Below are 23,121 nucleotides of genomic sequence, written 5' to 3' on the forward strand. Positions count from 1 at the left end.
CCGGACGGACGGGGCTCGGGCGGACCGGGATCCGATGGGGAGCGGCCGCGCTGGCCGCGCTGGGTGTCGCGGCGGGGACCCTCGCCGGCGCGTCCGGCGCCGCCGCCGCCGACGGCGGGCTGCCGCTGGAGAACGTCGAGCAACTCGCACAAGGCGTGCAGTACGGGCAGTTCACCGTGGCCGCCGGCCATGGAACCGTGCACGGGCACCTGCTGTCCGTCGACCTCCGCGACCCGCACGTGCGGGTGGACCTGCTGACGCCCGGCGCGGTCGCGGCCCGCGGCCAGGTCTCCGCGCTCGCCGACGCCCGGCACGCGATCGGCGCGGTGAACGGCGACTTCTTCGACATCGACGAGAGCCAGCACCCCGGCGTCGACCCCACCGGTTCCTCCGACGGCCCGGAGATCGGCTCGGGCCGGGACCTGAAGGCCGCCGTGCCCGACGCCCAGCGCTTCGGCCCGGCCATGCCGCCGGGGGAGACCACCCACGACGTCCTCGGCGTCGGCGTCGACCGCAGGGCCCGCCTGGACCGGCTGGACCTCGCGGGCCGGATCCGCACCGCTAAGGGCACGTACCAGCTGGGCGGCTACAACCAGTACGCCCTCCCGCAGGGCGGCATCGGCGCCTACACCGCCGGCTGGGGAACCGTCTCCCGCGAGCGCGCGGTGTGCGGCTCCGACACCTCGCGCGCGGCGGGCTGCAGCACCGACACCTACGAGGTCGCCGTGCGGCACGGCCGGGTCGCGTCGGTGGCGGACACGCCGGGCTCCGGGCCCATCGCCGCGGACACCACCGTGCTGCTCGGCCGCGAGGCGGGCGCCGACACCCTGCGCACGCTGCACGTCGGCGACCGCGTGGGGGTCGCCGCGCACCTCGCGCCCACCGCGACCCGCGTCCCGTACACCTTCGCGGTCGGCGGCTTCCCGATCCTGCGGGACGGGCAGCCGCTCGCCGGGCTGGACGTCAAGACCGCGGCCACCCGCACCGCCGCCGGCTTCGGCGACGGCGGGCGCACGCTGTACCTGATGGCCCTGGACGGCAGCGCGGAGTCCGGCGCCGGCCTGACGATCGCCGAGCTGTCCGCGGTGATGCGGGAGCTGGGGGCCGACGACGCGGTCAACCTGGACGGCGGCGGATCGACGACCCTGGTCACCCGCGGCCCCGCCGACCCGGCCTCGGTGGTGCGCAACCACCCCACGGGCGGCGCCGAGCGCGCGGTCGCCAACGCCGTCGGGATCTTCTCCACCGCCCCCTGACAGCCGGGCGGGAGGCGCGCGGACGGGCGCCGGGACCGGGGTTCCACGCCCCGGCCCGGCGCCGGCCCGCCTCCCGCCGAAGGGACGCGCCGGGGCCGCTCCCGGGGCTCGCCGGAGGGCCCTCGCGGTCGCCTCCGCGACCCCGGGGCATTCCGCCCTCCATCGCCGCGATCAGCGCTTTCACGGACAACGCACAGCCAATGCACCGCCTGACCCCCCTGCCTCCGGGAGGCCCTTCCGCCACGCGCCGCGTCGGATATCGTGCTGGCCCAGAACGGGTTCGGATCGGGGGATGATCGGAGGAGACCGCTTTGACGGCTGTCTGGGGACGGGCGCAGCAGCAGGACTTCCGCAGCCGCGTCCGGGGGTGCCTGCTCGGCGGCGCGATCGGCGACGCCCTGGGAGCGGGCGTGGAGTTCGAGTCGCTCGAGGCCATCCAGGCCGCCCACGGTCCGGACGGTGTCACCGACTACGTGCCGGCCTACGGGCGGCGCGGTGCGATCACCGACGACACGCAGATGACCATGTTCACCGTCGAGGGCCTGATCAGGGCCCAGGTCCGCCGGGACACCGGCGCCTGGCACCCGCCGACCGACGTGCACCGCGCCTACCTGCGCTGGGCGGCCACGCAGAACGAGTGGGGCCCGGACGAGCGCCGCAAGGACAGCGGCTGGCTGGCCCGCGAGGAGTGGCTCTACGCGCGGCGAGCGCCCGGCGGCGCGTGCCTGAGCGGCCTGGCCGACGACACCATGGGCACCCTGGAGGCGCCGAAGAACCCGGGCTCCAAGGGCTGCGGCACCGTGATGCGCTCGGCGCCGTTCGGGCTGCTGGTCGGCTGGGAGCCGCAGCTGGTGTTCCAGCTCGCGGTGGAGTGCGCGGCGCAGACCCACGGCCACCCCACCGGGCAGCTGGCGGCCGGCGCGTTCGCGGTCATCGTGCACGGCCTGGCCCGCGGCGAGGCGCTGGACGGCTCGGTCCAGCACGCGCTGGCGCTGCTCGGCGCGCGCCCCGGGCACCAGGAGACCACCGACGCGCTGCAGAGCGCCCTGGGCGCCGTCCGGCAGGGCCTGCCGTCGCCGCAGCGCGTGGAGGCGCTGGGCGAGGGCTGGACGGCCGAGGAGGCGCTGGCGATGGGCGTGTACTGCGCGCTGGTCGCCGAGGACGTGCGGCACGGCCTGCTGCTGGCCGTCAACCACTCCGGGGACAGCGACTCCACCGGTTCGATCTGCGGCAACCTGCTGGGTGTGCAGCACGGCGAGACGGCGCTGCCGCCGGCCTGGATCGCCGAGCTGGAGGGGCGGGCGACGCTCCTGCAACTCGCCGACGACTTCGCGATGGAGATGACGCAGGCCCCCGCGCTGCACGGCCCCTCCGGCGCGAGCCCCGCCTGGCTCGACCGCTACCCGGCGGCCTGAGCGCCCGGCCACCCGCCGCCCGGCCACCCGCCGCCCGGACTGCCGTCCGCACGGGCCCGAACGGCCCGCCCGCCGTACGGGGCGCGGCTGCCGGAACCGAAGGAGCGGGCCCGGACGTGCCGACGCCGCCCCGAGGAAGGAGGGCGGCGCCGGCCTTGCGGCGGTGGACAGGCCCCACCGGTTGGGTGACGACCGGTGGCTCACCGGTGGTTCAGTCGCCGACCTTGGTCGACCCCAGCACCGAGTCGCCGGCCCCGGCGGGCTCGGGCAGCGAGACGCTCCCCGCGCCCGGGCCGTCGTCGTTGATCTTCGCGATCAGCGCGTCGCGCTCCGGGGTGTCCTCGGGCTTGATGTAGCCGATGACGATGTAGAGGACGAGCGAGATCGCGACCGGCACCGAGATCTGGTACTCCAGGTTCACGCCGCCGGACACCGCGTCGTTGATCGGGTAGTTGACGAGGTAGAAGGCCAGCAGGCCCATCGCCCAGCTGACCAGTGCCGCGGTCGGCCCGGACCGGCGGAACCGCACCATCAGCCCGAGCAGGAACGGGATGGCGATCGGGCCGACGAGTCCCGCCACCCACTTGATGACGACGGTGATGATGTCCTTGAACGTCGGCGAGTTGACCTGGGTGGCGACCGCCATCGACAGGCCCAGGAACAGCAGCGTGCAGGCGCGGGCGGCGATCAGGCCGACGCGGGTGGTCCAGGCGCGCGCGGTGCGCGACATCGCGGGCGCGATGTCGCGGGTGACGACGGCGGCGATCGCGTTGGCGTCCGAGGAGCACATGGCCATGGTGTGCGAGAAGAAGCCGACCACGACCAGGCCCAGCAGGCCGTGCGGCAGCAGCTGTTCGGACAGCAGCGCGTACGAGTCGGACGCGTCGGGCTTCTTCGCCTGGACCAGCAGCGGCGAGATCCACATCGGGAAGAAGAGCACCAGCGGCCAGATGAACCACAGCACCGCCGAGAGCGTCGCGCTGCGCTGCGCCTCCTTGGCCGAGCCCGTCGCCATGTAGCGCTGGGCCTGGTTCCACATGCCGCCGTTGTACTCGAAGGTCTTGATGAACAGGTACGCCAGCAGGAAGACGGTCGTGTAGGGGCCGGCCGTCGGGTGGTTGTGGTGGTGCAGTGCGGGCTCATCCCAGACGTTCCACAGGGTGCTGATGCCGTTGAGCTTGGCGAGCGCGGCCACCAGCATGGCCAGTCCGGCCACCAACTGGATGACGAACTGCCCGAGTTCGGTGAGCGCGTCGGCCCACAGGCCGCCGACGGTGCAGTACACCGCGGTGATCGCACCGGTGATGATGATGCCCTGGGTGATGGTGACCCCGGTGAACACCGACAACAGGGTCGCGATGGCGGCCCACTTGGCGCCCACGTCGACGATCTTCAGCAGCACGCCGGACCACGCCAGCGCCTGCTGGGTCGTCAGGTTGTAGCGCTCCTTGAGGTATTCCAGCGGTGAGGCCACGTTCAGCCGGGAGCGCATGCGGTTCAGCCGCGGCGCGAACAGCTTGGCGCCCAGGGCCACACCGATGGCGATCGGGAACGCCCAGGTGAAGTACGAGGTGACGCCGTACTTGTAGGAGATGCCCGCGTAACCGGTGAACAGCACCGCGCTGTAGCCCGACATGTGGTGGGAGATGCCGGACAGCCACCACGGCATCCTGCCGCCGGCGGTGAAGTAGTCGCCGACGGTGTCGACGCGCTTGTGTGACCAGAACCCGATCGCCACCATCACGCCGAAGTACGCGATGAGCACCGTCCAGTCGAGACCATTCATGTCCCCTCCAGGGGGTCCGCCTTGTGAACGAGAGCGCACTTCGCTGTGACGCTCCGTCGGGCGGTCGCCCCCGTGCGGGAGTGGGGACTTCCGGGGATTGAACCCTGGTCCAGGGTGCCGGTCAAGAGTCCATCTGTTCAAGAGTCTGAACCGAGATCAGACGGCCGAACGATTTTGCGTCCTCTTTACTTACCTTGGCATTGTGATGACCGTGATCGCGAACCCACCATGAGCGGGCACTTCGCTGGACGTCCGGGTGCGCGCACGCGTGCCTGAATGCCTCACGGGCAACAGCCGTTCGGGATGCGGGATCCCGCACGGCCGAGGAAGGAGGTGGCCCAGGAGCGGCGCGCGACGGCACGGGGGCACGACGGGCCCCGCCGGTGAGAACGCCGTTACCAGCTACAGGAGTTGGTGCCCGATCAGCCGAACGCCTTGGCCAGGCGCGCCAGTCCCTCGGCGATCTCCTGCGGGGTGTGCGTGGTGAAGGACATGCGCAGCGCCGCCGGGTCGGGAGTCGACGCGAAGAAGGGCGCACCGGGAACGTAGGCGACGTCGTGGGCGATCGCCCGGTGCAGCACCTCGGTCGCGTCGTGGCCTTCGGGCAGGCGCACCCACACGAACATGCCGCCCTCCGGGCGGTTCCAGGCACTGCCGTCCGGCAGTGCCGCGGGCAGGCCGTCGAGCAGCGCGTCGCGGCGGGCCCGGTAGGCGGTGCGGACGCGGTCCAGGTGCGCGTCGAGATCGCAGTCGGCCAGGTAGCGGGCCGCAGCCGCCTGGTCCACCGTCGAGGTGTGCAGATCCGCGGCCTGCTTGGCGATCACACAGGCGCGCAGCAGCCCGGCCGGCGCGCGCAGCCACCCGAGCCGCATCCCCGGCGCCATCACCTTGGAGAAGCTGCCCAGCAGCACCGTGCGGTCCGCGGCGTCCTCCAGGGAGGCTATCCACGGCTGGTAGTCGCCCTCGAAGCGCAACTCGCCGTAGGGGTCGTCCTCGGCGATCCACAGGCCGTGCCGCGCCGCCACCCCGGCGATCGCCCTGCGGCGCTCCAGCGGAAGCGTACGGCCCGTCGGATTCTGGAAGTTGGGCACCAGGTAGAGCAGCTTCGGCCGCTCCCGCAGCACCAGCTCCTCCAGCGCCTCGGGGACCACCCCGTCCGCGTCGGTCGGCACCGGCAGCACCCGGGCGCCCGCGAAGCCGAAGCACTGCAGCGCGGCCAGATAGGTCGGGTCCTCGACCAGCACCGCGTCACCGGGCTCCAGCAGCGCGGTGGCGAGCAGCGCCAGGCCCTGCTGCGAACCGCCCGTCACCACCAGGGAGTCGGCCTCGGTGGCCAGGCCGCGGGCGGTCAACCGGCCCGCCACCGCGGCCCGAAGCGCCGGGTCGCCCTCCGTCGTGGAGTACTGCAGCACCCGCTGCGGCCGCTCCGCCAGCACCCGGTCGTACGCCGCCCGGATGCCCTCCGCGTCGAAGAGCTCGGGCGCGGGCAGGCCGCCGGCGAACGAGATCACCTCGGGCCGCGCGGTCAGCGCCAGGATCTCGCGTACCGGCGAGGCGCCGATGTGGCGTGCGCGGGCGGCGAGACTGGGCAGGGCGGCGGGGGCGGTCGTCATGACACCGCAGCCTACGAAGAATCGTTGCCATGTCCAGGTACTTTCCAGGATGCGGGCAGACGCCCGGCCCCGGGCAGGCGCAGAGCCCCCTCGGCAAGGACGGCGGCCGGTCGAGAGGGCTCTGCAGCAGTGCGGTTCACGGACCTCCCCGGTCCGCGCGGGCCGCGGTCGACGCGCGGGTCAGCGCAGGTCGAACGCGCCGTGGTCGACGTCGGTGACGAACGACGCCCACGCCTCGGGGGAAAAGGTCAGGACGGGTCCCTGCGGGTCCTTGGAGTCCCGGACGACCACGGCTTCCACGGCGGGGGACTTCACTTCCACACAGGCGCCGTTCCCGGTGGAACGCGAGGACTTCATCCACGCGGGGGTGCTGCCCAGCTTGATTGCCATCTCTGCTCCGGTCTGTGCTGGTGACGGCGGCGCGGCGATCGCCTGATGCGCCAATGACTGAACGCCGACGACGCTACTCGCCAACATCACGGAGCGGCGGGCCTCTTCACCCGGTCGGATGGCATATTCCTTGCGTCTCTTCCCAGTTGGACACGCAGGGGTGTACCGTGCCGTCCCCCACCCCGCGAGCCGGGTCCGGCGCCTCCCCGCAACCCTCCCTAGGCGTACCGCTGGGCGGCCTCGTCGATGAACGTCCGGGACAGCTCGGCGCTCAGCGCCTGCGCCCGAAGGTGCTCGTACATCACGCTGTACGCCTGCACGTCCGTGTCCTTCTCCAGGTACAGGTCGCTGTTGACGCCCTCCAGGTACACCACCGTCGCATCGGTGGCGTCGGTGAACTCCAGCACCGCGAACTGCCCGCTCAGCCCCGGGTGCGCGCCCGCCTCGAACGGCAGCACCTGCACGGTGACATGCGGGACGTGACTCAACTCGACCAGATGCTGCAGCTGTTCGCGCATGATGGCGTTGTCGCCGACCTTCCGGCACAGCGCCGCCTCGTCGATCACCGCCCACATCCGCAGCGGCCCTTCGGAGTCGGTGATCCGCTCCTGGCGGCGCATCCGCACGTTGACCCGCTTGTCGACCTGCTCGGGCGTGGCCTCCGGCAGGTTGCCCGCGATCACCGCGGTCGCGTACGCCTCGGTCTGCAACAGGCCCGGCACCACCTGGGGTTCGAAGACCCGCAGGCTCGCCGCCTCGGTCTCCAGACCGATGTAGACGCTGTACGGGATGTCGCCGAAGGCGTGCCACCAGCCCTGCTGCCGCGACTCCTTGGCCATCTGCATCAGCGAGTCGACGATCCGGACGTCCTCGACGCCGTACACCCCGCACAGATCGCGCACGTCGCGCTGGCTGATGCTGCGCCGCCCGTTCTCCAGACGGCTGATCTTCGACTGGGAGACGAGCAGCCGGGCCGCCACCTCCTCGGCCGTCATGCCCTTCTGCTCGCGGAGCTTGCGCAGCTCCGAACCGAGCCGGCGGCGCCTGACGGTGGGGTTGACGTTGGCGACCACGGGGACTGCACCTCCACGCTGAACGTACTGATGGTCAGCAGCCTGCCACTACCGGTCATCACCGCGCTGGAGAATGAGCGGAACAAGCTTGCCCGCGCCCACCGTTTTCCGGTCCGCTTCCGCTTCGCGGTAACGTCCGGTCCGGTTCCGGCGGATGCCGCGCCGCCCCGGAAAAGCGCGACGCGCGGGGCGCCGACGCCCCGGAGGTGTTCCGGAACGCCGTCGCCCCGCGCGACGCAGCGGCTCCCGGAGGGGACTCGCCGAGGGCGGCCGCCCGGCCGCAGGGCCGGTGGCGGCGGTGTCCGGTCCCTGCCGGCGGACACCGCAGCCGTCCTGAAAACGGGGCTGTACGAGCGGTACGAGCTGTGCGAGGTGGAGCGAGGGGTGCTGCCGGAAGTGCTGCCGTTCAGCGTGCTGTCGTGCCGTGCCGTGCGGCGCCCTGCTCTGCCGTCCGGCGTTCCGTGCGACCGGTCAGCGAGCGCCGGCGCGGGCCATCGTGCTGTGCCCTGCCGGGCGTTGCGCCTGGGCCGGCGGCCGTTTCGGCTGCGCCGCCACCCCGTTCTGCACGTCCATCACGGCGTGCGCGACGAGGCCGCCCATCGGGTCGTACCGGATCAGGTCACGCAGGCGCGATCGCGAGGACCGGCCCTCGTTCCCCGGGTACAGGTGCTTGCCGAGACCCACCGAGTGGGCGAGCGCGGCGAGCGCCGCGGTCCGCGGGTCCGGCGGTACGCCGGTGCGGATCGCCGAGTCGAGCCGTGCCCTGATCTCCCGGCTGACCGCGCTGTCGGTCGCCTGGTACCGGGTGGTGGGCAGTACCCCGCACATCTGACCCGGCACGGCGTGCACCATGCCGCACCGCTCCAGGTGCGCGAGATACGTCTGGCGCAACCCCAGCCGGGGCCCGCCGATCCAGTGGACGGCGCGCACCGGGCTGCCGCGTCGGCGCAGCAGTTCGAGCGCGGAGTCCAGAGTCGGATCTCCTGTCGGCCGTGGGTGCACCACGGCGATACGATCCCCGTCAGGGGCTATCCGTCCGGCCAGGGCCAGCTCGACGAGCTGTGCCCCGGCGAGGCCGAGGTCGAGCGACTGAGGCTGCGCCGTGGTCCCGGTGGCCGGGTCCAGAGCGAGCAGCAGGAGCTCTTCCGGAATTGTTCTGCGGCTCTTGCCCATCCATGCCTCCCCGCGTGGATGAATGACAGGGTGACGCCTCTCACACCGGCCTGTCGAGAGCGCCTCATCCATATCGACGGGAACCGGGTGGTATGTCGTTCTCGTCTACGGGGTGGTGGGGTGTCGCAGACGGCCTGCGCGCCTGTCGCGGGACACTTGCCAGTGTGGGTCAGCGCGGCTAGGGGTGCCATGGAGTGGCGCCCCTCACGATGTGTTCATGACGGATGACGATCTGTGGAGGAGGTCTGCGTGGCGGGCGAGTCCCCCGGCAAGGAGCAGCAGAAGGAGACGTCGGGGGAGGTGGCGGACCGCGTAGCCGCGGATCCGAGGCTGGCGGTGTTCCGAACGCCCACCGGGACGCGTGAGGTGCGTGAGGCGAGGCTGACCTCCGACATCCGCGACGAACGCGTCTCCGTGGCGACTTCCGGCGCCCCTTCCGCTTCCGCCGCGCCCTCGCCGGGTGCCGTGGACGGCTCGGCCTCCGGCGTGCGTCCGCATCCGTCCACGCCGTCGACACCGTCGACCACGGCGGATACGGCGGACGACGTAGCCGCCGTCGACTCCCCGCCGGCCCCTGCTGCGCCGCCGGTCACTTCCGCCTCGCGGGCCACGGCCTCCCAGGGCACGAAAACGGAATCGAATCGTGATGGAGCGGCCGAGGCTGATGGGGCGGATGTGACCTCCGAGGCCGACGGTGCGAGCGAGGGCGTTTCGGCGACCGCGCCCGCCGCCACCCCGGCGGCCGAACCCGGTGCACGAACGGGCCGCGCCCACCCGGACGAAACCGCCTCCGACGCGGAGCCGGAAGTGGACCGCGCCGACGCGGCCGAGGACGCCGAACCGAAGCCCGCGGCTGAGGACGGGGATTCCGGGCCGGGGTCCAAAGAGGCCGCTTCCGGGGGCAAGGCGCCCGAGGACGAAGCGCCCAAGGACGCCGCAATTGAGGACGCGGCACCTGAGGAGGCGGACCCGAAGTCCGGTGCGGAAGCGCAGGACCGCTTCAAGGACCTGCCCACCACCACGCTGAAGGTGCGCACAGACCTTCCCCGGTCGGCCGCGCCCAAGGATCTGCCGACGACGCCGCTGAAGGCCGGGGCGGCTACCGGCACGCCCAAGGACGCGGCGCCGAAGTCCGCGCCCAAGGACCTGCCCACCACTCCGCTGAAGGCCGGGGCGACCTCTGCCACGCCCAAGGACGCGGCGCCGAAGTCCGTGTCCAAGGACGGGGATTCCGCGTCGCCGCCCAAGGACGCGGCCCCGAAGGACGCCGCCCCCAAGGTCGCGGAGCCCGAGGACGCACCCAAGGACGCGCCCAAGGAGGCCGGCGAGCCCGGTCCCAAGGGCGGGCCCGTGGTGCGGCCGCTGGTGTCGGACCTGTACGCCGGGCAGAACGGCGAGGGCGGCGCGGTCGCGTTCGGCAAGCCTGGCACGCCCACCCGGGCCGTCCCGCCGGTTCCGCCCATGCCGCCGGGGAAGGCACCGCTGCCGCCCGCCGCGGCAGGGGAGGGCGCCAAGGGCGGCGACAGCGAGGGGGTGGGGCCGCAGGGCACCCGCACCATGCCGGTGCCGCCTATGCCCGACAAGGACCCGCTGAAGCTGCTCGCGGAGCTGACGAACACCCCGCCTCCGCCGCAGACGCTGCTGCGCACCATCGGCCGCCGCTTCAAGATCTGGACGCCGCTGGCCATCCTGCTTGTGCTGGTCTTCGTCCTGGCCCAGGCGCTGCGGCCGCTGCCGTCGCCGTCGCTGGTGTCGACCACGGAGGCGACGTACCGCTTCCCCGGCACCCCGCTGCCGCAGTCCATGCCGTGGCCCGGTCAGGGCCAGGCGGCCGTGGAGGTCGAGGGTCTGGGCTCGCTGGGCGTGCGCGGCGCGCAGACGCCGGTGCCGATCGCGAGCGTCACCAAGGTGATGACCGCGTTCGTGATCCTGCGCGACCACCCGATCAGCGGGAAGCAGAACGGCCCGGTGATCACCGTCGACAAGCAGGCGGCCGACGAGTCCGGCTCCACCGAGGAGTCGACGGCGCACGTCCAGGAGGGCCAGAAGTTCACCGAACGCCAGATGCTGGAGTTGCTGCTCGTCCCGTCCGGCAACAACATCGCCCGCCTGCTGGCGCGTTGGGACGCCGGCACGCAGGAGGCGTTCGTCGCCAAGATGCAGCACGCGGCGGCCGGCTTCGGCATGACCCACACCACGTACACGGGCGCCAGCGGCTTCGAGTCGACGACGCAGAGCACCGCGGTGGACCAGCTCAAGCTGGCCCGGCAGGTCATGCAGAACGACGTGTTCCGGGCGGTCGTGGCCCAGCCGCACGTGGACATCCCGGGCGTCGGCACGATCTACAACAACAACAACGACTTGGTGAACCTGGGCGTCGTCGGCATCAAGACCGGATCGAGCACCCCGGCGGGCGGCGCCCTGATGTGGGCGGCGCACAAGACCGTCGACGGCAAGCAGCAGCTGATCCTGGGCGTGGTCCTGCAGCAGCGCGGCGGCGTCACCGTCAACGACAGCCTGAACGTGGCGCTCCAGCGCAGCCAGTCCCTGATCAACTCCATCCAGGGCGGCATGACGTCGGCGACGATACTGAAGAAGGGCGAGGTCGTCGGCGAGGTCGACGACGGACTCGGCGGCCGGACCCCGGTGGTCGCCGCGGCCGACCTGAAGGCGATCGGCTGGCCCGGCATGACCGCCGGTCTGACGCTCACCCCCCAGGGCGGCGGCCTGCCGCACAACGCCAAGGCCGGCACCCAGGTGGGCACGATCGGCTTCGGCACGGGCACCGCCCGCACCACGGTGCCGGTGGTCCTGCAGACCGACCTGAACGCGCCGTCCTTCGGCAAGAAGCTGACCCGGATCAGCTGATCCTCCCCGGGCCGACCCGGATCAGCTGATCCGGGTCGCCCGCGACCGGCCTCCGCCTCGGGCCTTTGCGCCTAGGCAGAGGCCAGTTCGCGTTCCAGGGGCGTACGGAACCGCGGTGTGATCCGAACGCCGCCGAGCCGGGCGGTCAGTTCGGCCGCCGCGCGGTCCACCGCCTTGGCGGCCTGCGCGCCGCGGTCGGCCAACTGCCGCCACACCACGGTCCCGTCGGCCTGCTGCCCCCAGCCGCCGACCACCTCGCCGCCCCACCACACGGTGGGCCCGACGTTGCCCGTGCGGTCGAAGAGCGCCGCGCGGTGCTCCTGGGGCAGGAACCAGTCCCGGTCCTGCCATCCCATCGGCGCCGGGTCGAGGGCCGGCAGCAGGGCGGCGGCGGGCGGTGGCGCCTTCTGCGGCCCGGTGTCGCCGGGCAGCACGTAGCCGGTGGCCGGCCCGGAGCCCGTGTCGAGCCCCACCTGCTCGGCGCCGACGGCCGCCAGCGCCTTCCTGACGGCGGTCAGCGTCCAGCCGGTCCACCACTTGAGGTCGGCCTCCGTGCCCGGCCCGTAGGCACCCAGCCAGGCCCGTACGACGGCCGCCCGTGCGTCGTCCGGAGGCCGCTCCTCCAGGGGCCGTGCGGGCGCCCACCGGAACTGGCTGCTGGCCCAGGTGCCGGCGGGCCGGCGCCGCTCGATCCGGTTCTCGGCTGCCATCGTGCGGATGATCCGGCTGGCCACGTTCTGCGTGGCCTCGTACGGCTTGCCGCGGGCGACGACCACCTGCTCGCGCAACTGCGGTACCCGCTTGGACAGTTCGGCGCCGCTCAGCTCGCCCCCGGCGGCCAGTACCGCTTCGACCGCCTCCTCGGCCGCGGTGAGCCACTTCTCGTCCCAGCCGCCGCCCTCGGCGAGGAACGCCAGCAGCTTCTTGCGCTCGTTGGCGGCGATGGGCCGGCCGGCGGCTGCGTACACGTCGGGCGCGACGTCGCGGGTGACGACGAACATGGTGCGCCGCATCGCCAGCATCCGGACCAGGGGCGCCTGCGGCCCGTACAGCGCCTCCTCGACGGCCTCGATGCTGCCTTCTGGCTGCGCCAGCCGCGCGTCGACCGAGAGGAACACCGTCGCCGGATCGGTGGCGTGCAGCGCGACCAGAGACCGGGTCACCTCCTCGGGGCCCGCGGCCCCCCGCCCCACCAGCCGTTGCGCCACGCGAGCGGCGCGCTCCTGTGCCGTGACCTGCCGTCGAACCGCCATCCCCCCATCCTCACACCACTGTGCGCGGCGCGGTGCGGTCATCGGGGAACGGCGTGCCGGTCAACCGGAGATGGGCTGCTGCCGACCCGGGCCCGTGCGTGAAGCGGTCCGCGGTCGCCGGTCGCCGGTCGCCGGTCGCCGGTCGCCGGTCCGCGGTCCGCGGTCCGGGCGTCACGCGGGCAGCGGGCGGAAGCCGCGCAGCCGCAGGCTGTTGCCGACGACGAACACCGAGGAGAACGCCATCGCGGCCCCCGCGATCATCGGGTTGAGCAGCCCGGCGGCGGCCAGCGGGATCGCCGCGGTGTTGTACGCGAACGCCCAGAACAGGTTGGCACGGATCGTGCCCAGGGTCCTGCGGGACAGCCGGATCGCGTCCGCCGCCACGGTCAGGTCCCCGCGCACCAGCGTCAGGTCGCCGGCCTCGATCGCCGCGTCCGTGCCCGTTCCCATCGCCAGCCCCAGGTCGGCCTGGGCCAGCGCCGCCGCGTCGTTGACGCCGTCGCCGACCATCGCGACCGTCCTGCCCTGCTCCTGCAGCCGCCGCACCACGGCGACCTTGTCCTCGGGCAGCACCTCGGCGTGGACGTCCTCGGCCGCGATGCCCACCTGGGCCGCGACGGTGGCCGCGACCGCCGCGTTGTCGCCGGTCAGCAGTACCGGCCGCAGGCCCAGCGCGCGCAGCCGCCGCACCGCCTCGGCACTGGTCGGCCGGACGCGGTCGGAGACGGTCAGCACGGCCCGGGCGGCCCCGTCCCAGCCGACGGCGACCGCCGTCGCACCGCGCGCCTCGGCCTCGTCCCGCGCCTTCGCCAGGGCGGGCGGCAGCGGCATTCCCGCGTCCTCCAGTAGCCGGCTGCGGCCGGCCAGCACCAGGTGGCCGTCGACCGTGCCGCGCACGCCGAGCCCGGGAAGGCCGGCGAAGTCCTCGGCGACAGGCGGAAGTTCGCCGACCGCGTCGGCCGCTCCGGTCGCGATCGCCCGCGCCACCGGGTGCTCCGAGGCGTGTTCGAGGGCTCCGGCCAGCCGCAGCACGTCCTGGTCGGCGACCCCGTCCGCGGCGTGCACGCCGGTCAGCGCCATCGCGCCGGTGGTGACGGTGCCGGTCTTGTCCAGCACGACGGTGTCCACGGCCCGTGTGGACTCCAGCACCTCGGGCCCCTTGATGAGGATCCCCAACTGCGCGCCGCGGCCGGTGCCGACCATCAGTGCGGTCGGCGTGGCCAGGCCCAGCGCGCACGGGCAGGCGATGATGAGCACCGCAACGGCCGCCGTGAAGGCCGCGGTCGGCCCTTCCCCGAGTGCCAGCCACACGCCGAGCGTGCCCAGCGCGAGGGCGATCACGGCCGGCACGAACACCGCCGAGATGCGGTCGGCCAGCCGCTGCGCCGCAGCCTTGCCGTTCTGCGCGTCGGCCACCAGCCGTGCCATGCGGGCCAGTTGGGTGTCGGCGCCGACCTTCGCGGCCTCGACGACGATCCGTCCGCCGGCGTTGACCGTCGCGCCGGTGACCGCCGACCCCGGCCCGACCTCGACCGGGACCGATTCGCCCGTCAGCATCGAGGCGTCGACCGCCGAGCCGCCCTCGCGCACGATCCCGTCGGTGGCGATCTTCTCGCCGGGCCGCACCACGAAGCGGTCGCCGACCGCCAACTCGGCCACCGGGACCCGGACTTCCCTTACCTGGCCGCCGCTGCCGGCGCGCAGCACCGCCACGTCCCTGGCACCCAGCTCCAGCAGCGCGCGCAGCGCCGCGCCCGCCCGCCGCTTGGCCCGGACCTCGAAGTACCGTCCGGCGAGGAGGAACGCGGTCACGCCGGCCGCGGCTTCCAGATAGATCTGCCCGCCCCCGTCGCCGCGCGAGATCGCGAAGCTGAACGGGTGCTTCATCCCGGCCGTCCCCGCGGTGCCGAAGAACAGCGCCCACAGCGACCAGCCGTAGGCGGCGAGGGTGCCGACCGAGACCAGGGTGTCCATGGTCGCCGCGCCGTGCCGGGCGTTGATCCAGGCCGCGCGGTGGAAGGGCCAGCCGGCGTAGGCGACGACCGGCGAGGCCAGAGTCAGCGCCAGCCACTGCCAGTTGGTGAACTGCAGGACCGGGACCATTGACAGCACGATCACCGGCACGGCCAGGACCACGGCGGTCGTCAACCGCTGCCGCAGCGGGACCAGTTCGGGGTCCTCCGCGGGCGGGGCGACGCCTCCGGCGGAGGGCTGTGCCCCGCCGGCGGCGACGGCGGGCGGGGGAGCGGGCGGCGCGGGCAGGGCGGCGGTGTAGCCGGTGGCCTCGACCGTCGCGACGAGATCGGAGACCGCGATGCCGGCCGCGTCGTCGTACGCCACCTTCGCCCGCTCGGTGGCGTAGTTGACGGTGGCGGTCACGCCGTCCATCCGGTTGAGCTTCTTCTCGATCCTCGCGGCGCAGGACGCGCACGTCATGCCGCCGATCTCCAGCTCGACCAGTTGCCGCTGCGCCGTCCCGCCGTCGTTCTCCGCTGTCGTCGCCACGCCCGTTCGCCTGCTCCCGTGAACCCTTGCTTCCCCTTGCCCGTGTGCCCGCCGGCGTCCGGGCCATCCTGCTGCGCGTGCCGGTGCCGGTGCCGGTGTCCGTGCCTGGGGCCGTCGTGTGCGTCCGGCTCCGGGTCGCTCCGCGCGCCTGCCCAGGTTCTCAGGCGCGGCCGACCAGCTCGTAGCCCGCCTCGTCGACGGCGGCGCGGATCGCGTCGTCGTCCAGGGGCTGCTCGGAGGCGATGGTCACCAGCCCGGTCGTCGCCACGGCCGTCACCGAGGTGACACCCGGGATCGCGGTGACCTCCTTGGTGACCGCGGACTCGCAGTGACCGCAGCTCATCCCGGAAACGGTGTAGACGGCCTCGCTCATGGTGCGCTCCTCATGCGTGTGCGTACGGGGATGCCGTACGGGTGCCGGTTGCCGGGACGGTTTCCCGCCCTCTCCCGTCAGCTTATACCCCCTAGGGGTATTACCGGAGCGCGGCCCGGCCGTTGTGGGCACCGTCACTCGTCCGCCGCGAGCCGGTCCATCAGCCGGGCGGCCAGCCGGAGCACCTCGCGCTCGGTGTCGTTCAGTTCCGCCTTCATGCGCGCCCGCAGCCAGGCGTCGCGGTGCTCGACGTCGCGCGTCATCGCCTCGAAGCCGCTCCGGGTCAGCTCGATGCGGAACTGGCGGCCGTCGTCGGCGTCCCGCACCCGGGTCACCAGCCCGTCCTGCTCGAGCGCGGCCAGTGTCCGGGTCAGCGACTGCGGCTGCACGTGCAGCGCGGCCGCCATCGCACCGGGAGTGCTCGGGCCCTCGCGGTACAGCTGCGCCAAGGCGCCGAGCCGGCCCGTCGGCAGCGAGTCGGGCAGCCGCTCGGCACGCATGCGGCGACTCAACCGGTTGACGGCGCGGCGGAGCGTGGACGCGGGGTCGGCGGGCGGGGGAGGAAACATGGCAGCCATTTTCTCAGCTCTGCGTACTATCTTGGGATCGATACTTCGGGGGTGAGTGACGGGTGACATCGCCGAATTAGTGGGGAACTCATGTGCTCATCGGCTTGGTTCGTAGTGACATGCACGCCAGCAGTGGATGATTGTCATACGCATGACGTAGGACTTGTGGGATGAGGACACAGATGATCGTCAGCCTGCGACTGCTGGACCCCGGCGGAGTGCGGTGGCGCGTGGCCATACGGACGGTCCTCGCGGCCGTGGCGGCGTTGCTGGTGACCGACGCGGTCGTGCGATCCGCTCATCTGCCCGGCGGCATGGTGGTGATCGCGACCGTCCTCGCCGTCCTCGTCTCGCGTTCGCTGCACGCCACCAGCCTCCCGCACCGCCTCTCCGCGCTGGCCTTTGTCCCCGGTATCGGCATCGTCGCCGCCTTCACCGGACGGTTCATGCTCGGCCACGCGGTGCTCGGTTCCGTTGTCTTCGTGAGCGCCGTCGCCACGTCCCGCTACCTGATGCGCTTCGGCGGCACCGTCCGCCGCCTCGGCCGCCTGGCCCTCACCCCGCTGATCGCCGTCCTGGTGGTGCCGATCCCGCCCAGCGCGGCCCACGCCACCGGCCCGCTGTGGGGCGGGGCCGCCGGGGCCATCGCCGTTGCCTGCGTGATCACCGCCATGGCGGTGCTGCCGGCCCGGCCCACCCGCGAGGCGGCCGCTGCCGCCCTCGACCTGCTGCCCGCCGCCGCCCGGCTGCGTGACCTGCCGGCCGGCGACCCCGCCCGGGCCCGTGCCGAACGCACCCTGCACCGCGCCGCCCTCACCGCCGAGGACCGGCTGGCCGCCGCCCGCCTCCCCGAAGGCGCCGACCACGCCCCGCTCGACGCCCTGTCCGCCGCGGTGCTCCGGGCCGAGGTCCTGGCCGCCGCCGAACCGGACGCCGAAGCGGGTACGGACACCGGACCGGGCCGCTGGAACGCCGCGGTCGCCGACGTCCGCACCCGGGCCGCCGCCGTACGCCGCACCCCCTCCCGCGAACACCCGGCCCCTGACGCGCCCGCGCCCCGCCGCAGGGCCGGCGGCTGGCGCGACCCGCAGCCGCAGACCCGGCTGACCGCCCAGCTCGCGTGCGCCATGGCCGCCGCGTTCGCAGCCGGCCACCTGGCGTTCTCGCACCGCTGGACCTGGACGGTCATCACCGCGTTCGTGGTGTGCAGCGCCGCCCGCAGCCGCGGGGACGTGGTGCACCGCAGCGGGCTGCGGATCGCCGGGGCGTTCACCGGAGCCGTCACCGGAACGCTGGCCGCCCACCTGGTCGCCGGCCGGGCGCCGCTCGCCGTCACGGTGATCCTCGTGTACCTGCTGGCCGGCCTGTGGCTGCGCGATCTCACCTACGCCGCCTGGGCGTTCTGCGTCACCAGCATGCTCGCCGTCCTCCACGGCATGGACGGCGAGCGCGGCACCGCGCTCCTCGTCCAGCGGCCCGAAGGCATCCTGCTCGGCTCGGCCTGCGGCATCGCGGCCGCGTACTTCGTCCTGCCGCTGCGCACCGAGACGGTGCTGCGCGGGCGGGCGGCCAGGGCCCTGCAGGTGCTGCAGGACCTGCTCGGCGCCACCCGGGCCACCGAACCCCAGCCCGCGGAGATGCGGCGGCTGGCCCGCGCCTTCGACCGCGCCACCCGCGACCTCGCCCAGGCCGCCGCGCCCGCCCGCGCCCACCGATCCGTGGTCCACCGCCTGAGGCGCCGCCTCCCGGACCCGCTTGCCCGTGTGCTGGACGCAGCCTCCGCGCGCATCCGGCGCCCCACGGGCGCCAAGCCCGGCCCGGCCGCCGCACATGCCCACGCCGCGGACTGGGCGGACGCCCTCGCCGCCTGCGCCCCCGCCGTGCGGGCCCTCGCCGCCGGCGACCCCCGCGAACTGGCCGCCGCACGACCGCACCTGGGCCTGGCCGCCCTCAACACCGGGCAGGTGCGGCGCAGGCTCGGCCACCGCCCCGACGCCGGGCCGCCGCGCAGGACCCGCGGCGGACCCCCGCACCTGGTACTCCTGAACGCCGCGCTCGCCGACCTCTACGACCGGCTGCCCACCGCGCCCGCCCCTCCGGTGCCCGCGCCCGCGCCGGCCGCCGGCTGATCCGCCCGTGGTTGAGATCTTCCGCACTCCGCCCGGGCCCCCGCTTCCGCGCGCCGCCGCGGGCCCTACGCTTGGGACGTCGGCGCGTACCGCGAACGCGGACGCGACCAGCTCGTTCACCAGGAGGCGGCACCGTGCTGCGCACCATGTTCAAGTCCAAGATCCACCGGGCCACCGTGACCCAGGCCGATCTGCACTATGTGGGCTCCGTGACCGTCGACGCCGACCTGATGGACGCCGCCGACCTGCTGCCCGGTGAACTCGTGCACATCGTCGACATCACCAACGGCGCGCGCCTGGAGACCTACGTCATCGAGGGCGAGCGCGGTTCCGGGGTGATCGGCATCAACGGCGCCGCCGCGCACCTGGTCCACCCCGGCGACCTCGTCATCCTGATCAGCTACGCCCAGGTCGACGACGCCGAGGCCCGCGCCCTGCGCCCGGCCGTGGTCCACGTGGACGCCGCCAACCGGATCGTTGCCCTCGGCGACGACACCGCCGAGCCCGCGCCCGGCTCCGACGCCGTCCGCCCTCCCCACGCGGCCGTGCGGGTCTGACCACCTCGGACACCAGAGGAATCCCGCGAGGATCCAGGACCGTACGAGGAGGGGCCTCCCGGGCTCGCGGGCCGCGTGTCCCGGCGCCGCCGTGTCCCGGGCCGGATCGGCCGGGCTCACTCATCCCTTCAAGCAGCGGTCACCACGGCTGAGCCGTTGACGGGGCCGGACACCGGTCGTATCTCCACACGGACGCCGCGCACGGCCGCCGTCCACACCGCGCGCAGCCGCGCCAGCTCCGTGAGCTCCTCCGCCGTCCACGGCCGGTCGCCGTGCTCCTGCACGTACGCGCGCAGGACCGCGTTCGCCGAGTGCGCCGCGGCAGCTGCCGTCGTCGGCTCATCGGCGTTCGCCTGATCGAGACTTCCCCCAAACATGTGAACCACCCTAGGGCGACCCACTGACAATCCCGAATCCGTTTCGCCACGGCGTGTGGCCGGGCCCGTACGCGCCGGCACGGCCCCGGACCTGCGAAGACCACGGCGTGCCCGGCGACCGTCGGTGCCTGCTGCCATGCTGGATGTGAGAGAGGACACAGCGTCCGAATCCGCCACAACCACGCCAGACCGCGCACGGCGCGGACAGCTCACGCACAGCCATGGAGGACGGCACCATGCTCACCACCGACTACGTGCCCGGCGCACCCAGCTGGGTCGACCTGGGCAGCCGCGACACGGACGCGGCAGCAGCGTTCTACAAGGCCCTGTTCGGCTGGGAGTTCCAGTCCGCGGGCCCGGACGCCGGCGGCTACGGCATGTTCCAGCTGGGCGGGAAGACGGTCGCCGCACTCGGCCCGCTGCAGGAGAACGCCACGTCGGCCTGGACCGTGTACTTCGAGACGGCCGACGCCGACGCGACCACCAAGACCGTCGAACAGGCCGGCGGCAGCGTCCGGTTCGCGCCGATGGACGTCTTCGACCAGGGCCGCCTCGCCGGCTACACCGACCCGACCGGCGCCGACTTCGCCGTGTGGGAGCCGCGCTCCAACAAGGGGCTCGACCACGTGGGCGACGGCGCCCTGTGCTGGACCGAGCTGTACACGCCGGACGCCGAGCAGGCCAAGGCGTTCTACCAGGCGGTCTTCCACTGGGACAGCATCGGCATGCCGCTGCCCGACAACGCCGGCACCTACCACGTCGTCTCCCGCGCCGGCGGCGGCCAGGAGGGTTCGCACGGCGGCATCCTGCAGCTCGCCCCCGACCTGCTCCCCGACGGAACCGCCTACTGGCAGCCGTACTTCGCGGTCGCCGACTGCGACGGTGTGGTGGCCAAGGCCGCCGAGAAGGGCGCCGCGGTGCTGATGCCCGCCACCGACATGCAGGGTATCGGGCGCATCGCCCTCCTCCGGGACCTCGAGGGCGCGTTCTTCGCCGTCCTCAGCCCCGAGCCGCCCCAGGGCTCCGCCTCCTGACGGAACGTCTGGCCATCAGGCCGGTGGAACGTCAGACGACCCCGGGTCCGGCGGGCGCCTCACCGCTCCCGCCGGCCGTGCCGGTCGCCGCGGTCCCGGTCCACGCCGTCAGCTCGCGCGCGCTCTCGAACCGCATCTGCCCGCCGCCGAGCGGGTCGGTGAACTCCAGGGCGCGCGCGAGCAGTTGCAGCGGCCGGTCGAAGTCCTCGTCCTCAGGGGCCCGCTCGGGCAGCACCCGCGGGTAGACGGGGTCGTTGAGCAGCGGCAGGCCCAGCGCGTTCATGTGGACCCGCAGCTGGTGGGTGCGGCCGGTCGCGGGCAGCAGCCGGTAGAGGCCCAGCCCGCCGCGGTGCGCCAGCAGCTCGACCCGGCTCTCCGCGTTCGGCGGGCCCGGCTCCTCGTGCGCCGCGATCACCCCGCGGTCCTTGACGATCCGGCTGCGCACGGTCCGCGGCAGCGCCACCTCCGGGTCGTACCCGGCCACCGCCTCGTACTCCTTGCGCACCCGACGGTCCCGGAACAGCGTCTGGTAGGCCCCGCGGTCCTGCGGGCGGACCACGAACAGCGCGAGGCCCGCGGTCAGCCGGTCCAGCCGGTGCGCGGGTGACAGCTGCGGCAGGCCGAGGTCCCGGCGCAGCCTGGCCAGCGCCGTCTCCGTGACGTGCCGACCGCGCGGCGTGGTGGCCAGGAAGTGCGGCTTGTCCGCGACGACGATCCGCTCGTCCCGGTACACGACCCCGACGGGGAAGGGCACCGGCCGCTCGGGTTCCAGGTCCCGGTGGAACCACACCCAGCCGCCCGCCCGGTACGGGGTGCCCGCGTCCACCGGACCGTCCTGCGTGACGAACCGGCCGTCCACGAGCATCGCGTCCAGCCGCGGCCGGCCCACCGTCGTGCCGTAGTGGTCGAGCAGGAAGTCGCGGATCGTCGGCCAGGAGCCGTCGCCGGGCAGCCGCAGCCGCACGGGGTCGATGCCCGCGCGCTGCTCCAGCGGTGCGGGCGGCGCCTTCCGCCGCGGCCTGTGCGCCACGATCCCGCTCGCCCTCTTCCCGTGCCCCCGGTGCTTCCGTACGCGTTTCGTACGTACGCGTTTCGTACGTGCACGTCTTGTATGCCGCGCAGGGTCGTCCCGCCGCCGCGGCCTACGCCTCGCGCGCCGTCAAGGCTACGCGTCCGACCTGCGGTTCCGTTGATCTCCGAAGTCGGATGAGAGCGCTCTCTTGACGTGTTGGCGTGTACACGACTTCAATCGTTGTCGGTCAGTCCCACACCCCCACCTGGACGCAGCCCGGTGCTGCCGTCGACCCATCACCCGGAGCCGGCCATGTCCGATCACGCACGAAGGTCCCCCCATCCCGGCGCCGCACGCCTGACCTCGCTGGTCCGGCGGTGGCGCACTCTCGCCCTGGCGGCCGCGCTCGGCGCCGTCGCCCTGTTCGGCGCCGAGGCCCCCACCGCGCAGGCCGTCACCGTCCCGGCGCCGCCGTCCGGCTGGTCGACCGTCTTCAGCGACGACTTCTCCGGCGCCTCGGGCAGTGCCCCCAACAGCTCGAAGTGGACGTACGACACCGGCCCCGGCTCGAACTTCGGCACCGGTGAGATCGAGACCATGACCAACTCGACCAGCAACGTCCACCTTGACGGCAACGGCCACCTGAACATCACCGCCCTGGGCAGCGGCAGCAACTGGACGTCGGGCCGCATTCACACGCCCACCGCCCTGGTGGGTGCGCCGGCCGGCGGCAAGCTGCAGGTCACCGCGTCGATCCAGCAGCCCTCCCCGGCCAACGGCCTCGGGTACTGGCCCGCGTTCTGGATGCTGGGCTCCGGCCAGTGGCCGGAGAACGGCGAGATCGACATCATGGAGGACGTCAACGCCCTGTCCCAGGTGGCCGGCACGGTCCACTGCGGCACCTACCCGGGCGGCGTGTGCAACGAGGGCAACGGCATCGGCAGCGGCCTGCGCGGCTGTTCCGGCTGCCAGAGCGGCTTCCACACGTACTCGATGATCCTGGACCGCACGAACACCTCGGCCGAGTCGATCACCTTCTACCTGGACGGCTCGGCGTACTTCACCGTCACCGAGGGCCAGGTCGGCGCCTCCACCTGGCAGCAGGCGTTCGACCACAACATGATGATCATCTTTGACCTCGCCATGGGCGGCGGCTTCCCCAACGGCGTGTGCGGCTGCACCTCGCCGAGCGGGGCGACGACCTCCGGCGGGACGATGAGCGTCGGCTACGTGGCGGCGTACAGCACCTCCGGTGGCGGCGGCAACCCGCCGCCCGGCAACGGCAAGGCCATCACCGGCTACGGCGGCCTGTGCCTGGACGACCGCTCCTCCAGCACCGCCAACTACAACCCGATCCAGGTCTACACGTGCAACGGCACGGGGGCCCAGCAGTGGACCGTCGTCGAGGCCGGCAGCACCCTGCACGTCCTCGGCAAGTGCCTGGACGTGTACGCGGCCGGCACCGCCAACGGGACAGCCGTCGACCTCTACGACTGCAACAGCACCGGATCACAGGTGTGGATCCCGCAGTCCAACGGGTCCTTGTACAACCCGCAGTCCAACAAGTGCCTGGACGACACCGGTTGGTCCACCACACCCGGCACCCAGGTCCAGATCTGGGACTGCACGGGCGGCGCCAACCAGGTCTGGAACCTGCCCTCCTGACCCGGCCCGCGGCCGGGCCGGGCGCCCGAACCCGGGCCCGGCCGCGGACCGCACGCGAAAGCCCGCACCCTGG

18 protein-coding genes are annotated in these 23,121 nt (G+C 73.3%); 7 read left to right on the plus strand and 11 right to left on the minus strand.

All coding sequences use genetic code 11. From position 1 onward, the window contains the following. Nucleotides 1-29: 29 nt before the first annotated feature. Complete coding sequence (locus ACH4TG_RS19440) at nucleotides 30-1,256, plus strand: phosphodiester glycosidase family protein (protein WP_398243783.1); 1,227 nt, start codon at nucleotides 30-32, stop codon at nucleotides 1,254-1,256. Between the two features lie 311 nt (nucleotides 1,257-1,567). Then, the gene (locus ACH4TG_RS19445; RefSeq protein WP_398243582.1) at nucleotides 1,568-2,671 is read left to right on the plus strand and encodes an ADP-ribosylglycohydrolase family protein; all 1,104 of its coding nucleotides are present in this window, start codon (nucleotides 1,568-1,570) and stop codon (nucleotides 2,669-2,671) included. A 211-nt stretch (nucleotides 2,672-2,882) separates the two neighbouring features. Here ACH4TG_RS19445 and ACH4TG_RS19450 read toward each other — a convergent pair whose 3' ends face one another. The 5 genes from ACH4TG_RS19450 to ACH4TG_RS19470 form a co-directional block, all read right to left on the minus strand. Further along, nucleotides 2,883-4,457 carry a sodium:solute symporter family protein gene (locus tag ACH4TG_RS19450; RefSeq protein ID WP_398243583.1) on the minus strand — a complete coding sequence of 525 codons (1,575 nt, stop codon included), beginning with the start codon at nucleotides 4,455-4,457 and terminating at the stop codon, nucleotides 2,883-2,885. Nucleotides 4,458-4,879: 422 nt separating this feature from the next. Then, nucleotides 4,880-6,070 (minus strand): PLP-dependent aminotransferase family protein, encoded by a 1,191-nt coding sequence (locus tag ACH4TG_RS19455; protein ID WP_398243584.1) that lies wholly within the window; start codon nucleotides 6,068-6,070, stop codon nucleotides 4,880-4,882. 180 nt (nucleotides 6,071-6,250) lie between these two features. After that, nucleotides 6,251-6,460, minus strand: coding sequence for a DUF397 domain-containing protein (locus tag ACH4TG_RS19460; RefSeq protein ID WP_398243585.1), 210 nt, complete (start codon nucleotides 6,458-6,460; stop codon nucleotides 6,251-6,253). 218 nt (nucleotides 6,461-6,678) lie between these two features. Beyond that, on the minus strand, nucleotides 6,679-7,533 hold the full coding sequence (locus ACH4TG_RS19465; RefSeq protein WP_398243586.1) for a helix-turn-helix domain-containing protein: 855 nt from the start codon (nucleotides 7,531-7,533) through the stop codon (nucleotides 6,679-6,681). Nucleotides 7,534-8,004: 471 nt separating this feature from the next. Then, entirely contained in the window at nucleotides 8,005-8,706 is a 702-nt protein-coding gene (locus ACH4TG_RS19470; protein WP_069463322.1) for a GPP34 family phosphoprotein, read from the minus strand. 675 nt (nucleotides 8,707-9,381) lie between these two features. On the opposite strand from ACH4TG_RS19470, the gene ACH4TG_RS19475 reads away from it, so the two are divergent. After that, complete coding sequence (locus ACH4TG_RS19475) at nucleotides 9,382-11,574, plus strand: D-alanyl-D-alanine carboxypeptidase (RefSeq protein ID WP_398243587.1); 2,193 nt, start codon at nucleotides 9,382-9,384, stop codon at nucleotides 11,572-11,574. Nucleotides 11,575-11,645: 71 nt separating this feature from the next. Here the strand turns inward: ACH4TG_RS19475 and ACH4TG_RS19480 are convergent, their stop codons facing one another. The 4 genes from ACH4TG_RS19480 to ACH4TG_RS19495 form a co-directional block, all read right to left on the minus strand. Then, entirely contained in the window at nucleotides 11,646-12,827 is a 1,182-nt protein-coding gene (locus tag ACH4TG_RS19480; protein WP_398243588.1) for a DNA glycosylase AlkZ-like family protein, read from the minus strand. Between the two features lie 171 nt (nucleotides 12,828-12,998). After that, nucleotides 12,999-15,332: a heavy metal translocating P-type ATPase gene (locus ACH4TG_RS19485; RefSeq protein ID WP_398243589.1), complete on the minus strand. Its 2,334-nt coding sequence runs from the start codon at nucleotides 15,330-15,332 to the stop codon at nucleotides 12,999-13,001. 160 nt (nucleotides 15,333-15,492) lie between these two features. Beyond that, complete coding sequence (locus ACH4TG_RS19490) at nucleotides 15,493-15,705, minus strand: heavy-metal-associated domain-containing protein (RefSeq protein ID WP_398243590.1); 213 nt, start codon at nucleotides 15,703-15,705, stop codon at nucleotides 15,493-15,495. A gap of 134 nt (nucleotides 15,706-15,839) precedes the next feature. After that, nucleotides 15,840-16,205, minus strand: a complete 366-nt coding sequence (locus ACH4TG_RS19495; RefSeq protein ID WP_398243591.1) for a MarR family transcriptional regulator — start codon at nucleotides 16,203-16,205, stop codon at nucleotides 15,840-15,842. A 239-nt stretch (nucleotides 16,206-16,444) separates the two neighbouring features. Between ACH4TG_RS19495 and ACH4TG_RS19500 the strand changes: the two genes are divergently transcribed. Together ACH4TG_RS19500 and panD are read left to right on the plus strand one after the other, a co-directional pair. Beyond that, nucleotides 16,445-18,403, plus strand: a complete 1,959-nt coding sequence (locus tag ACH4TG_RS19500) for an FUSC family protein (RefSeq protein ID WP_398243592.1) — start codon at nucleotides 16,445-16,447, stop codon at nucleotides 18,401-18,403. A 134-nt stretch (nucleotides 18,404-18,537) separates the two neighbouring features. Then, a complete protein-coding gene (gene panD, locus ACH4TG_RS19505) occupies nucleotides 18,538-18,960 on the plus strand; it encodes an aspartate 1-decarboxylase (protein WP_398243593.1) in 423 nt (140 codons plus the stop codon). Nucleotides 18,961-19,088: 128 nt separating this feature from the next. Here panD and ACH4TG_RS19510 read toward each other — a convergent pair whose 3' ends face one another. Continuing rightward, a complete protein-coding gene (locus tag ACH4TG_RS19510) occupies nucleotides 19,089-19,337 on the minus strand; it encodes a hypothetical protein (protein ID WP_398243594.1) in 249 nt (82 codons plus the stop codon). 236 nt (nucleotides 19,338-19,573) lie between these two features. On the opposite strand from ACH4TG_RS19510, the gene ACH4TG_RS19515 reads away from it, so the two are divergent. Next, nucleotides 19,574-20,371 carry a VOC family protein gene (locus ACH4TG_RS19515; protein WP_398243595.1) on the plus strand — a complete coding sequence of 266 codons (798 nt, stop codon included), beginning with the start codon at nucleotides 19,574-19,576 and terminating at the stop codon, nucleotides 20,369-20,371. Between the two features lie 31 nt (nucleotides 20,372-20,402). Here the strand turns inward: ACH4TG_RS19515 and ACH4TG_RS19520 are convergent, their stop codons facing one another. Next, complete coding sequence (locus ACH4TG_RS19520; protein ID WP_398243596.1) at nucleotides 20,403-21,401, minus strand: pseudouridine synthase; 999 nt, start codon at nucleotides 21,399-21,401, stop codon at nucleotides 20,403-20,405. 294 nt (nucleotides 21,402-21,695) lie between these two features. On the opposite strand from ACH4TG_RS19520, the gene ACH4TG_RS19525 reads away from it, so the two are divergent. Next, nucleotides 21,696-23,048: a ricin-type beta-trefoil lectin domain protein gene (locus tag ACH4TG_RS19525; protein WP_398243597.1), complete on the plus strand. Its 1,353-nt coding sequence runs from the start codon at nucleotides 21,696-21,698 to the stop codon at nucleotides 23,046-23,048. Nucleotides 23,049-23,121 lie beyond the last annotated feature (73 nt).

It is taken from the genome of Streptomyces sp. NPDC020917, assembly GCF_044333795.1.
Taxonomy (GTDB): domain Bacteria; phylum Actinomycetota; class Actinomycetes; order Streptomycetales; family Streptomycetaceae; genus Actinacidiphila.

Coding starts and splice junctions, on each gene's coding strand:
- ACH4TG_RS19515 (WP_398243595.1), top strand. CDS start 19,574: ATGCTCACCACCGACTACGTGCCCGGCGCACCCAGCTGGGTCGACCTG.
- ACH4TG_RS19490 (WP_398243590.1), bottom strand. CDS start 15,705: ATGAGCGAGGCCGTCTACACCGTTTCCGGGATGAGCTGCGGTCACTGC.
- ACH4TG_RS19480 (WP_398243588.1), bottom strand. CDS start 12,827: ATGGCGGTTCGACGGCAGGTCACGGCACAGGAGCGCGCCGCTCGCGTG.
- ACH4TG_RS19510 (WP_398243594.1), bottom strand. CDS start 19,337: ATGTTTGGGGGAAGTCTCGATCAGGCGAACGCCGATGAGCCGACGACG.
- ACH4TG_RS19500 (WP_398243592.1), top strand. CDS start 16,445: ATGAGGACACAGATGATCGTCAGCCTGCGACTGCTGGACCCCGGCGGA.
- ACH4TG_RS19525 (WP_398243597.1), top strand. CDS start 21,696: ATGTCCGATCACGCACGAAGGTCCCCCCATCCCGGCGCCGCACGCCTG.
- ACH4TG_RS19450 (WP_398243583.1), bottom strand. CDS start 4,457: ATGAATGGTCTCGACTGGACGGTGCTCATCGCGTACTTCGGCGTGATG.
- ACH4TG_RS19495 (WP_398243591.1), bottom strand. CDS start 16,205: ATGCGTGCCGAGCGGCTGCCCGACTCGCTGCCGACGGGCCGGCTCGGC.
- ACH4TG_RS19455 (WP_398243584.1), bottom strand. CDS start 6,070: ATGACGACCGCCCCCGCCGCCCTGCCCAGTCTCGCCGCCCGCGCACGC.
- ACH4TG_RS19470 (WP_069463322.1), bottom strand. CDS start 8,706: ATGGGCAAGAGCCGCAGAACAATTCCGGAAGAGCTCCTGCTGCTCGCT.
- ACH4TG_RS19460 (WP_398243585.1), bottom strand. CDS start 6,460: ATGGCAATCAAGCTGGGCAGCACCCCCGCGTGGATGAAGTCCTCGCGT.